A 13507-nucleotide genomic window follows, 5' to 3' on the forward strand; every position below is an offset into this window, starting at 1 on the left:
AAGTACATTAGATAATTCAATTACAAGTGTAGAGGGTGGAAACTTTGAACAATTAACACCATCTACAGATACAGTAACAGCAAATATAGCTGATACAATTACACCAATTGATGTAACAGTAACAGCAGTTGCAACTGCTCCAAAAGTTATTGATGTTGATACTGAGTTTGGAGAAGCTACTGGTATTAATATAACTGCTTATGATGTATATGGAAATGAGGGGAACTTAGCAATTGTTAAAGGAACAAACCATGATGGTTTTGGTGTTCAAGGAAGAACATCTGGTTCAGGAGCAAGTTCAGAGTTAGGTCATGGAAATAATGGAGTTAGTGAAAAAATAGTTTTTGATTTTACTAATGATGCTGATTCTTTAGATGTAGCTTTTGCTTGGAGACATAACGGTGAAACTGCTAAAGTTACATTTTTTAATGATACAGAAGAGTTAGGATATGCAGAAGTTACTGGAGGTGGATCTAGTACAGATGCAACTGTTAATTATTATGATGTAAATGGTAACTTGATTAAATCTGTTCAAGCTCAAGGTGGAACAGATAGAGTTGACTTATCTTATACTTTTGAATTTCCAGATGAAAATGGTGAACCAACTGCTTTTGATAAAGTTGAGTTTAGTGCACCAGGACATGATGATGATTACTTAATAAATGAAATCTCATATACAGAAGTTATTGATCCTGAGATTACAAATATTAGTACTACTGATGGAAAAGTTACATTTAATATTCAAGTGGATGAAAACTATCCACCTCAAGGACAAGCAAAAGCTATTGTTGAAGTAAATGGTCAAGAGTATGAGGTTGATTTAAATGCTACTGGAAGAGGTGCTTTAACTGTTGATGCAAAAGATTTTGCTGATTTATCTGATATTAATATTGTTGTAAAAGAGATTATTGGTGGAAATTACGAAAAAGTAAATGGAACTGATAGTTCATTTGATTTAAGTGATTCTTTCAAAGATGATTTAAGTTCAACAAATGATAATATTGTTGTAACAGAAGATACAACATATGTATTAACAGAAACAGATTTTGGAGAGCTTGGAAAAGATGTACGAGAGTTTAAGATAACACAAGTTCCTGAAAATGGTACTTTATACTATAAAGTAACAAGTGGACAAACAGTTATTGATAAAGAGGGTAATACTTATGTAGTTACAGAAGATACAACTATTGAAATAGCAGAAAATCAAGTTATCTCTTTAGCTGATATTGCTTCTGGAAAAGTTACTTTTGAACCTGATTCAAATAGCGATGAAGATGGTAGTTTTAAATTTGAAGTTTCAGATGGAACTACATGGCATGATGAAGAGTATACAACATCAGTTGAAGTAAAAGCAGTAGCAGATGCGCCAACTGCTTCAATCAATGTTAGTAATGCAACTGTAATAATTGATAATTCAGACTTTGATTATGATAGTTATGTACAAGATTTAAAAGATAATTCTGATACATATATTGAAGGTACTGAATCACATGGTGATAATTTATCAGCAGGTAGATTTAATAATACTAATGATTTTATTGATGGAAAAGACTTATCTGATAATATGATAGGTTATGATGGAGATGATGTATTCTTAGGACAAGAAGGAGATGACTCTATTTATGGAGGACATGAAGGAGCATTACCTTCTGTTTCAGATGGAACTGATACTGTAATATATAGAGGTAATTTTGATGATTATAATATTACATTTATTACTGATGGTTCAAATGTTAGAATAAATGTAATTGATACTAGATATGATGCATCTAAAGGTTGGTCTCATCCTGACAATCAAGGTTTAGATACTTATGAAATGGGTGATAATTTATATAGTATTGAAAAATTAGTATTTAAAGATGGTGTTTATGATGTTATTGATGGAGAACTTGTAAAAGAGGGAACAAAAACATTTGAGTATGATGTAGATATTAGTGCTGCATTAACTGATACAGATGGAAGTGAAACATTAAGTGTAAAAATTGATGGAGTTCCTGAGGGTGCAACACTTGAAAGTATAGATGATACTTATACTATTACAAAAAATAGTGATGGTTCATATAGTGTAGAAGTTCCATCAGATGCAACATCTATAAGTGACAATTTAAAATTAAAAGTTCCTGAAGATAGTGCAGGTGATTTTAATCTAACTATTACAGCAAGAGCAAGTGAATCAAATGATAATGAAGATGGAACAAACTATAAAGAATCAACAAACAGTGATGCAGTTCCTTTTGCACAAGATGAATCACAAGTATTGGATTTTGGAGATACATATAGTAAAACAGATGAAAATATTGTAATTGTTTTAGATATTTCAGGAAGTATGAATAATAAAATAAGACTTGAAGATGGTACTTTAGCAACTAGATTACAATTAGCAAAAGATGCTTTACAAAATATGGTAGATACATATAAAGAGTTCTCTAATGTAAAAATTAATTTAACTTCTTTTGCAGGAAAAGCAGATGATTTAGATGGTGGAGAATCTGAAAGTGGTTGGTATAGTCCAGAAGATGCATTAAATATTATAAATAGTTTTAGTGCAGGTGGTAATACAAACTATGAAGATGCACTAGAAGAGACATATTCAAACTATACTCCTCCTGCAAATGGAGAAAAAGCAACAGTTTATTTTATCTCTGATGGTAAACCTAATGTAGAAAATTATGATGGTTGGTATGATGAATATGGAATTATTGATAGTAAATACTTAGAAAACTGGAAAGACTTTTTAGAAAACAATGCTAAAGAGTTAAATGTAATAGGAATAGGTAAAGGTATTACAGATACTACATATTTAGATAAAGTTGCACAAGATATTGGTAATGTAAAAACAAATGTGACAATTATAGAAGATGAAAATGATTTAAAAGATAGACTTGTTGAGAATGTGTATAAAAAAATTGAAGGAAATATTTTAGATAATATATCTGGTGGCGATGGTGAAATTTCTATTGAGTCAATTGTCGTAGATGGAAATAGCTATACAATAGATGATTCATCAAATAATATTGTTACAATTTTAACTAGTTCAGGAGCTACTTTAGATTTTAATTTTCAAACTGGAGATTATAGCTTTGGTGGAAACTTTAATGATATAAAAGAGTTTACAGAAAGCTTCGTAGTAAATACTCAAGATGAAGATGGAGATAAAGCAAGTGTAAAAGTAAATATTAATATTGAAAATAATATTGATGATATTACAAGCACTCCAAGATTAGATTTTAGTGTAGAAGATAATGGTAGCCAAGTAATTACTCATGATTATGTGAAACATAATAGTGATTATTATGGAGAAAGATATACAAATGAGGCTGAGTATATAAAATATAATGATGATGTAAAAGGTACAGTTCAAACATTTGGTGGAGATGATGTTGTTTATGTTGGAGATGACATTAAACATCATAATACTATATATCTAGGTAAAGGAGATGACTTTATTACAGTTGAAGATAAAGTTTCTGGTGATGTAGATGGAGGAGAAGGTAATGACTCAATATATTTAAAAGATTATACATATAGTGATTATTATTACAATAAAGATTATATTCAAAATAAAATTTCAAATTTTGAAAATATTAAATGCAGTGATGGAGTAGTTAAAGGAGATGCTAGTGTATTTAATAGTTCACCAATGAGTACAACTGTTTATAATTACACTATTGTATTAGCAGCTGTATTAGCTGATAAAGATGGAAGTGAAACATTGTCAAATATTACAATTGAAAATTTACCTTCATCAATTACTAGTATAAAAGATAGTATTGGAAATGAATATACTGTTTCTAATGGAACAGTATCTTTACCATCAAATGAGGGTACACAACAAGAATACACGGTTGTATCATCAACAGAATTATCTAGTACAGAAATTAATTCAATGAAAGCAAGTGTAACTTCAACAGAATCTTTTGATGGCGAAGAAAAAACTACTTCAAGAACTGCAAAACTTGAAGTAGAAGAGTCTTCAAATATGATTGGAACTGATGCGGATGAAAAATTTGATTCTCATGGTTCAAATGCAAATATTAATGCAGGCGCAGGAGATGATGAAATTGTTTATCATGAGGGTGATATTATTGATGCAGGTGAGGGTGAAGATACTTTAAAAGTACTAACTGATGAAGATATAGATCTTTCAAATATAGCACCAAAAGTTGATAACATTGAAGCCATTGATTTAACAAATGATTTAGCAAATCATATTATTATTGATGAACAAAGTATTGAAGATTTAACTGATGATGAAAATATCTTGAAAATCTTTGGTGATGAGTCTGGTGAAGATAGTGTTAGGCTTGAGGGGAATTGGACAAAATCAGATGGACAAATTTCAGATGATGATGGTAATACATTTAATGTTTATGAGGGAACTACAAGTGGAACTTCAAATATCAAAATTTTAATTGATGAGGATGTTTCAGTTGACCCTGATATTTAAAAAAGAAGAAGTTTAAACTTCTTCTTTTTAATTTCTTTAAGTTTCATTGCTTCATATTTTTTTTAAAGCTTTTTAGATATAATTGGCACTACTTTAAAAAAAACTCCAACAATATAGGAAAATTATGTCGAAAGAACTACTCCAAAAACAAGCTAATACAATTAGATTTTTAGCTGCTGATATGGTTCAGCAAGCCAACTCAGGTCACCCAGGTGCTCCAATGGGACTTGCTGATATTGCAACAGTATTAAGTAAACACTTAAATATTAGTCCCTCAAATGATAAATGGCTAAATAGAGATAGATTAGTATTTAGTGGTGGTCATGCAACAGGACTTGTATATTCACTTCTTCATTTATGGGGATTTGATGTTAGCCTTTCAGATATTAAGAATTTTAGACAACATAACTCTAAAACACCAGGTCATCCAGAGTATGGACATACTCATGGTATTGAGATTACGACTGGTCCTTTAGGTCAAGGTATTGCAAATGCTGTTGGTTTTTCTATGGCTTCAAAATATGCACAAAATATATTAGGAAAAGATGTTATAAATCATAAAGTTTATTGTTTATGTGGAGATGGAGATTTACAAGAGGGTATTTCTTATGAAGCATGCGCAACTGCTGGACATTTAAACTTAGATAATTTAGTAGTTATTTATGACTCAAACTCTATTACAATTGAGGGAGATACTTCTATTTCATGGAGTGAAAATGTTAAAAAAAGATTTGATGCTATTAATTTTGAAGTAATTGAGATTGATGGGCATAATTTTACTCAAATTGACAATGCAATAACAAAAGCAAAAGAAGCAACTAAACCTGTTTTAATTATTGCAAAAACTGCTATTGGAAAAGGTGCTGCAACTTTAGAGGGGAGTCACCATACACATGGGGCACCTTTAGGTGAAGATGAGATAAGAGCTTCTAAAGAAAAAGCAGGATTTAATCCAGATGAAAAGTTTGTTGTTCCTTATGATATTAAAGGTGCATTTGACAAATTAATCAAAGGTGTTGAAGCTGAAAATGCTTGGAATGAGTCTTTAAGTGAAGAGACAAAAGCAAAAATAGAAGAGCTTAAAAATCCAAATTTTGATAATATTGAGTATCCACAGTTTGAAGAGGGTTCAAGTGTAGCAACAAGAGGTTCAAACCATAAAATTTTAAATGCAATTGCAAAAGCAATTCCAGGATTCTTAGGTGGAAGTGCAGATTTAGCTCCATCAAATAAAACTGAACTTTTAGATATGGGAGATTTTCCAACTGGAAGAAATATTCATTTTGGAATAAAAGAGCATGCTATGGCATCAATTTGTAATGCAATGAACTTATATGGTTTATTTAGAGTTTATAGTGCAACATTTTTTGTATTTTCTGATTATTTAAAACCAGCTGCAAGAATTGCTGCACTTGCAAGTATTCCTCAACATTTTATTTGGACACATGATTCTATTGGTGTTGGAGAAGATGGTCCAACACATCAACCAATTGAACATTTATCTCAATTTAGAGCTTTACCAAATTTTTATGTATTTAGACCTGCTGATGCTAATGAAAATATTGATTGTTGGAAAACTGCATTAAAATTAAATGCTCCAAGTGCTTTTGTTTGTTCAAGACAAAATTTAGAAGTTTTAAAATCAAAAAGAGAGTTTGGTGATGTATCAAATGGTGGATACTTACTTAAAAAAAGAGAGGGTGCAACTGTTACTATTATGGCAAGTGGTAGTGAAGTAATGCTTGCACTTAAAACAGCTTGTGCTTTAGAAAAAGATGGTATTTTAGCAAATATTGTTTCTGTTCCTTGTTTTGATTTACTTCTTGAGCAAGATAAAGAGTATATCTCAAATATTATTGATAAAAACACAAAAGTTTTTGCCGTAGAAGCAGCAAGAGCTTTAGAGTACTACAAATATGCAGATGTAGTTTATGGTATGGATACATTTGGTGCAAGTGCTCCTGCAAATGAATTATTTGAAGATTTTGGTTTTACAATTGATTCATTAGCACAAAAAATTAAAAAAGACTTATAAAATAATATAAGGTAGTAAAAGATCTTTTACTACCTTAACTCAAATTAAACTACATAATTTCTATTTTTTTCCACTATTTACTCTAAAATATTAAAATTAATTAAAATTTTTAAAAAAACTTACAAAAAAACGCAAAAAATACCTTTTATGTCATACTTTTCTTATAAAATTACTTAATTTAAAAAAATAAGTACTTTATAAGGTTACTTGGAGGTAATTATGGAAAAGGTAATTGAAGCATATACAGGTGTAACTACTCAAGGTAAAAAGAGTAGAACTCCTGCAAAAATGGATGTGTGGTTAACTGCTACTGGTGTAGTTTTAGCACTTTTTATGATGGGGCATATGTTGTTTGTATCAACAATACTTCTTGGAAAAGATGTAATGCATGCAGTAACAAAAGCTTTCGAGCTAGATTTCATATTTGAAGGTGGAATACCAGCTGTTGTAAGTTTTTTTGTTTTGGCTATAACAATTGTATTTATAATACATGCAATTTTAGGATTAAGAAAATTTCCTACTAGTTATAAAACATATATAAAAATTAAAGAACATGCAAAAATGATGAAACACAATGATACATCAATGTGGATGTTTCAATGGATAAGTGGACTAATCATGATGTTTGCAGCAATGATTCACTTATTTATTATGTTTACTCAACCTCAAAATATAGGTCCATTTGGATCAGCATATAGAGTTGTTGAAGATCATATGTGGTTACTTTATATTGTTTTATTAATCTGTGTTGAGATTCATGGTTCTGTTGGATTATACAGAGCTGCTATGAAATGGGGTTGGTTTGATGGCGAAAACCCAAAAGCAACAAGAGCTAAAATGTTAAAAATTAAAAAATTACTTAGCGTTGTATTTTTAACTTTAGGAGTTGTAACTTTACTTGCATATATTAAAATTGGATTAGAAAATGATATTGCACCAGGACAAAAGTATCAACCAACAAATAGTTCAAAAATTATAAACAATTAAAGGTTAGATTATGAAGATTAAATATTGTGATGCATTAGTAGTTGGTGGAGGTTTAGCAGGTCTTAGGGCTGCTGTTGCTGCTGCTGATAAGGGATTAAGTACGACAGTATTAAGTTTAGTTCCTGTAAAAAGATCTCATAGTGCTGCTGCACAAGGTGGTATGCAAGCTAGTTTAGGTAATGCAAAAATGAGTGAAGGTGATAATGAAGATGTTCACTTTTCTGATACTGTAAAAGGTAGTGACTGGGGATGTGATCAAGAAGTTGCAAGAATGTTTGTAACAACTGCACCAAAAGCAATTAGAGAATTAGCATCTTGGGGTGTGCCTTGGACAAGAATTAGAAAAGGTAACCATGAAGCAGTTATTAATACTAAAAAAACAAACATTTTTGAAGATGATAATAAACATGGTTTAATTAACTCAAGAGACTTTGGTGGAACAAAAAAATGGAGAACATGTTATACAGCTGATGCAACTGGGCATACAATGCTTTTTGCTGTTGCAAATGAAGCTTTAAAAAATGATGTTAATATTGAAGATAGAAAAGAAGCAATTGGACTTATTCATAAAAATAATAGATGTTATGGAGCAATTGTTAGAGATTTAATTACAGGTGATGTTGTAGCATATGTTTCAAAAGGAACATTAATAGCAACAGGTGGATATGGTAGAGTTTATGAAATTACTACTAATGCAGTAATCTGTGAGGGAATTGGTACAGCAATTGCACTAGAAACAGGAGTTGCAAAACTTGGAAATATGGAAGCTGTACAATTTCACCCAACACCATTATTCCCATCAGGTATTTTATTAACTGAGGGTTGTAGAGGTGATGGAGGTGTTCTAAGAGATGTTGATGGACACAGATTTATGCCAGACTATGAGCCTGAGAAAAAAGATCTTGCAAGTAGAGATGTTGTTTCAAGAAGAATGATGGAACACATTAGAAAAGGAAAAGGTGTTGATTCACCTTATGGAAAACACTTATGGTTAGATATCTCTATTTTAGGAAGAGATCATATTGAAAGAAACCTAAGAGATGTACAAGAAATTTGTGAATATTTTGCAGGAATTGATCCAGCTGATGAGGGACAAAAAGGTTGGGCACCAGTTCATCCAATGCAACACTACTCAATGGGTGGTATTAGAACAAAACCAACAGGGGAATCTCCTACATTAAAAGGTCTTTTTAGTGCAGGTGAAGCAGCATGTTGGGATATGCATGGATTTAATAGACTTGGAGGAAACTCTGTATCTGAAACTGTTGTTGCAGGTATGATTGTAGGTAACTACTTTGCAGATTTTTGTAAAGATAATGAGATAGATATTGATACAAAAACTATTGAAGATGCAGTTGCTAAAAAAGAGAATTATATTAAGCAATTAGTATCTTTAAATGGAACAGAAAATATTTTCAAAATTAAAAATAGAATGAAAAAAATAATGCAAGATTATGTTGGTATTTTTAGAGATGGAAATGGTTTAGAAAAAGCAGTTAAAGAGTTAGAAGAGCTTTATATTAAATCAAAAAATATCTCTGTTGAAAATAAACAACTAACTGCAAACCCTGAATTAGAAGAAGCATATAGAGTTCCAATGATGCTTAAAGTTGCACTTTGTGTAGCAAAAGGTGCGTTAGATAGAACAGAAAGTAGAGGGGCTCATACAAGAGAAGATTATCCAAAAAGAGATGATGCAAATTGGTTAAAAAGAACTCTTACTTCATGGGAAGAGGGTAATACAATGCCAACTGTTGAATATGAAGAGTTAGATATTATGAAAATGGAAATACCTCCTGGATTTAGAGGATATGGTGCTAAGGGTATGATTATAGAAAATGAATTATCAGCAGTAAGACAAGCAGAAGTTGATGAGTTAACTGACAAATTAGAATCTGATGGTAAAGATAGATACCAAATTCAAGATGCTCTTATGCCTTTTCCTTTACAAGAAGAGTATAAAAGAAAAAATAAAAGATTAGGAGTTAAGTAATGGCACGGCAATTAACAATTAGGGTATTAAGATATGACCCACAAAGTGGAGATAGTAAACCATATTTCAAAGATTATAAGATTGAAGAGACAGATAGTATGACTATTTATTTAGCTTTAACATACATAAGAGAAAATATGGATGCAGGTTTGAGTTTTGATTTTGTTTGTCGTGCTGGTATTTGTGGTAGTTGTGCCATGATGATCAATGGAAGACCAAAATTAGGGTGTAGATCATTAACAAAAGATTTTGAAGATGTAATTACTCTTTTACCTCTTCCTACATTTAAACTAATCAAAGACTTATCTGTTAATACAGGTGAGTGGATGGATGGTATGAGTAAAAGAGTTGAGTCTTGGATTCATACAACAAAAGAGACTGATATTTCTAATCTTGAAGAGAGAATTGAACCAGATGTTGCAGATGAAGTATTTGAACTTGATAGATGTATTGAGTGCGGATGTTGTGTTGCAGGTTGTGGAACAAAACTTATTAAAGAAGATTTTGTTGGTGCAGTTGGTCTTAATAGAGTTGCAAGATTTGAATGTGACCCTCATGATGAAAGAACAATTGATGATTATTATGAATTAGTTGGTGATGATAATGGAATATTTGGATGTATGACTCTTCTTGGTTGTGAGGATACTTGTCCAAAACATCTTCCTTTACAAAATAAAATAGCATATATGAGAAGAAAGCTAGCTACTATAAAAGAGTAGAAGACAACCAGCATAGAAAAGCTTATCCCATCAAGCTTTTCTATTTTAATGATTTTGGATGTATAGCTCCTGGCTGTGAGTTTGCTTATCCAATAGTAACCTTGATATTTTTACGGGAAATGATAGGTTTATTAGTAAAATGACTATTTTTATAAAATAGTCGCCATCCTGAACTTATAAAAACTAATGTTTAATTAACGTAGTAGTAATATTAACTAGTATAACGCTCTAATAATACTAGACCTTAAATAATAATGCTCATTCACTTACTATAAAAAAGCACAAAACAGCCCAGTCTCTCCTTTTTCTCTAAAATCAAAAAAAGATTATAAATAACTATATTTAAATTTTAAAGCTTCATATTTAAAAAAAGTAAAAAAAAGTAAAAAAATGAATACTTATTCATAAAAAATCACTTTTAGTTCATTTTGGACTTATAGAATTACATTAAGTAAAAAATTAAAGCCTTTTTTAAAGTAAATAAGGAAAGACTTTAATTTCAAAATTAATTCAAAGGACATATTATGAGTAAAAGAATGGAGCACGATTTAATCGGTGAACGAGAGATAGATAATGAGTTTTATTATGGAGTGCAAACTGCAAGAGCTCAAGATAATTTCCATATTACAGGTGTGACATTATCTCAATTCCCTACATTTATTACATCACTTGCAAAAGTAAAAAAAGCTTGTGCATTAGCAAACTATAATTTAAAACTATTAGAAGAAAACAAAAAAAATGCAATTTGTGAAGCTTGCGATGAGATAATAAATGGCTCTTTACATGAGCATTTTGTTGTTGATGTTATTCAAGGTGGAGCTGGTACTTCTACTAATATGAATGCAAATGAAGTAATTGCAAATAGAGCCTTAGAAATTTTAGGTCATAAAAAAGGTCAATATGACTTATTACATCCAAATAATGATGTAAATAAATCACAATCAACAAATGATGCTTACCCAACAGCATTTAGAATTGCACTTTTTGAAAAAATATATGAATTAATTGATTCAATGAAAGTTTTAAGAAAATCTTGCATGAAAAAAGCAGATGAATTTAAAGATGTTATTAAAATGGGAAGAACACAACTTCAAGATGCTGTTCCTATGACATTAGGGCAAGAGTTTCATACATATGTAACTATGATTGATGAAGATATTGAAAGATTAATTGGAGCACAACAACTTGTAAGAGAGATGAATTTAGGTGCAACTGCAATTGGTACTGGTATTAACTCTCACCCAGAATATGCACATGAAGTAGAACAAAGATTACAAGAAGTAACTGGAAGACCATTTGTAACAGCAAAAGATTTAGTTGAAGCAACACAAGATACAGGTGCTTATGTACAAATCTCTGGAGTATTAAAAAGAGTAGCTATTAAAATTTCTAAAATTTGTAACGACTTAAGACTTTTAAGTAGTGGACCTAGAACTGGAATTAATGAGATTAACCTTCCTGCAATGCAACCTGGTTCATCAATTATGCCAGGTAAAGTAAATCCAGTTATTCCTGAAGTTGTAAATCAAGTTGCATTCCAAGTAATTGGAGCAGATGTTACTATTACAATGGCAAGTGAGGGTGGACAACTACAACTTAATGTATTTGAACCTGTAATTGCATATAACTTATTTAATTCAATTAATATGATGAAAAATGCATTTGAAACATTATCAGAGAAATGTGTTGATGGAATTACTGCAAATGAAGAACATTGTAAAAGTTTAGTTTTAAATAGTATTGGTTTAGTAACTGCACTTAACCCTTATATTGGATATGAAAACTCAACAAATGTTGCAAAGGAGGCGTTAGAATCTGGAAGATCAGTTTACGACATTGTATTAGAAAAACAACTTTTAACACAAAGTGAACTAGAAGAGATTATTAGACCAGAAAATATGATTAAACCAAGAATTAAATAGTTTAAATACAGTATTAAATAACTCACAAGGAGGACGTTATGTTATTTTTAGAAATATTAGTAGTGCTAGGCGCTATTTATATGGGGGCTAGAATAGGTGGAATTGGAATTGGGTATGCAGGTGGACTTGGAGTATTAGTTCTTTGTCTTTTCTTTGGTTTAGAACCAGGTAGTATACCAATCGATGTTATTTTAATTATCATGTCAGTTATTGCAGCAATTGCAGCAATGCAAATTGCAGGTGGGTTAGATTATATGGTAAAAATTGCAGAGGATATTTTGAGAAAAAATCCTAAGCATATTACATATTTAGCACCAGCAGTTACTTATTTTATGACGCTACTTGCAGGTACAGGACATACAGCATATTCAACGCTTCCTGTAATTGCAGAAGTTGCAAAAGAACAAGGTATTAGACCATCAAGACCTTTAGGTATTGCAGTTGTGGCATCACAAATTGCGATTACTGCTTCTCCAATTTCAGCAGCAGTAGTGTTCTTTAGTGGGATTATTGAGCCTTTAGGGGTTGGATATATTGAGTTATTAGCGATTGTTATTCCTACAACATTTGCAGCTTGTATGATTACAGCTTTTGTAAGTAACTTTTTAGGAAAAGATTTAAAAGACGATCCTATTTATCAAGATAGAATGAAAAAAGGTTTAGTTAAATTAAGAGGTGAAACAAAAGTAGAGATTAAAAAAGGTGCAAAACTATCAGTTGGTATTTTTATTCTTACTATTATCTCTGTTGTAACTTATGCTACTTTAATTAGTGATAAAGTTGGAGTTATTCAAGATCCATCACTTCCAAGAAATGCCGCTATTATGGTATTTATGTTAACTTGTGCTGCTATTATTACAATGGCTTGTAAAGTTGATTCTGGAAAAGTTATTACTGCATCAACATTCCAATCAGGTATGAGTGCTTGTATTTGTGTACTTGGTGTTGCTTGGTTAGGTACAACATTTGTTGGAGCTCACATTGATGAGATTAAAGGTTTTGCAGGTAATTTATTAAATAACTATCCTTGGATGTTAGCAATTACTTTATTCTTCGCAAGTATGCTTTTATATTCTCAAGGTGCAACAACAAAAGCATTAATGCCAGCAGCATTAGCTTTAGGTGTTGATCCTGTTACTGCAATTGCATCATTTGCAGCAGTTAGTGCATTATTTGTATTACCAACTTATCCAACGCTACTTGCAGCTGTTGAGATGGATGATACAGGTTCAACAAGAATTGGTAATTTAGTATTCAACCACCCATTTATGATACCAGGAGTTATAGCTATTGCTCTTAGTGTTATATTTGGATTTATCTTCGCTGGAATAATTATCTAAGCAAAATATCTTCAATGCATACAAGATCGGTTCTTGTATGCATTTTTTTTAAGTATCATGTTAA

At 31.0% G+C, this 13507-nt stretch carries 7 protein-coding genes; all 7 read left to right on the forward strand.

Going from position 1 to position 13507, the window contains the following annotated elements; translation table 11 throughout:
- Positions 1-4447: VWA domain-containing protein (locus ACTCCZ_RS10540; protein WP_463187325.1), on the forward strand; the 4447-nt coding region annotated here is incomplete at its 5' end.
- Positions 4448-4571: 124 nt separating this feature from the next.
- On the forward strand, positions 4572-6482 hold the full coding sequence (tkt, locus tag ACTCCZ_RS10545) for a transketolase (protein ID WP_079578325.1): 1911 nt from the start codon (positions 4572-4574) through the stop codon (positions 6480-6482).
- Positions 6483-6701: 219 nt separating this feature from the next.
- Positions 6702-7469, forward strand: a complete 768-nt coding sequence (locus ACTCCZ_RS10550; protein ID WP_079578323.1) for a fumarate reductase cytochrome b subunit — start codon at positions 6702-6704, stop codon at positions 7467-7469.
- Positions 7470-7479: 10 nt separating this feature from the next.
- Positions 7480-9462, forward strand: coding sequence for a fumarate reductase flavoprotein subunit (locus ACTCCZ_RS10555; protein ID WP_079578321.1), 1983 nt, complete (start codon positions 7480-7482; stop codon positions 9460-9462).
- A complete protein-coding gene (locus tag ACTCCZ_RS10560; RefSeq protein ID WP_079578319.1) occupies positions 9462-10181 on the forward strand; it encodes a fumarate reductase iron-sulfur subunit in 720 nt (239 codons plus the stop codon). Before ACTCCZ_RS10555 ends, ACTCCZ_RS10560 begins: the two co-directional genes overlap by 1 nt.
- Before the next feature lie 524 nt (positions 10182-10705).
- A complete protein-coding gene (gene aspA / locus ACTCCZ_RS10565; RefSeq protein ID WP_079578318.1) occupies positions 10706-12103 on the forward strand; it encodes an aspartate ammonia-lyase in 1398 nt (465 codons plus the stop codon).
- Between the two features lie 38 nt (positions 12104-12141).
- Entirely contained in the window at positions 12142-13443 is a 1302-nt protein-coding gene (locus ACTCCZ_RS10570; protein ID WP_079578316.1) for an anaerobic C4-dicarboxylate transporter, read from the forward strand.
- Positions 13444-13507: the final 64 nt, after the last annotated feature.

The sequence above is a fragment of the Malaciobacter sp. genome, assembly GCF_055140965.1.

Bases quoted from the DNA above. Each gene is read 5' to 3' on its own strand.
- aspA (WP_079578318.1), top strand. From the start codon at position 10,706: ATGAGTAAAAGAATGGAGCACGATTTAATCGGTGAACGAGAGATAGAT.
- ACTCCZ_RS10555 (WP_079578321.1), top strand. From the start codon at position 7,480: ATGAAGATTAAATATTGTGATGCATTAGTAGTTGGTGGAGGTTTAGCA.
- ACTCCZ_RS10550 (WP_079578323.1), top strand. From the start codon at position 6,702: ATGGAAAAGGTAATTGAAGCATATACAGGTGTAACTACTCAAGGTAAA.
- ACTCCZ_RS10570 (WP_079578316.1), top strand. From the start codon at position 12,142: ATGTTATTTTTAGAAATATTAGTAGTGCTAGGCGCTATTTATATGGGG.
- tkt (WP_079578325.1), top strand. From the start codon at position 4,572: ATGTCGAAAGAACTACTCCAAAAACAAGCTAATACAATTAGATTTTTA.
- ACTCCZ_RS10560 (WP_079578319.1), top strand. From the start codon at position 9,462: ATGGCACGGCAATTAACAATTAGGGTATTAAGATATGACCCACAAAGT.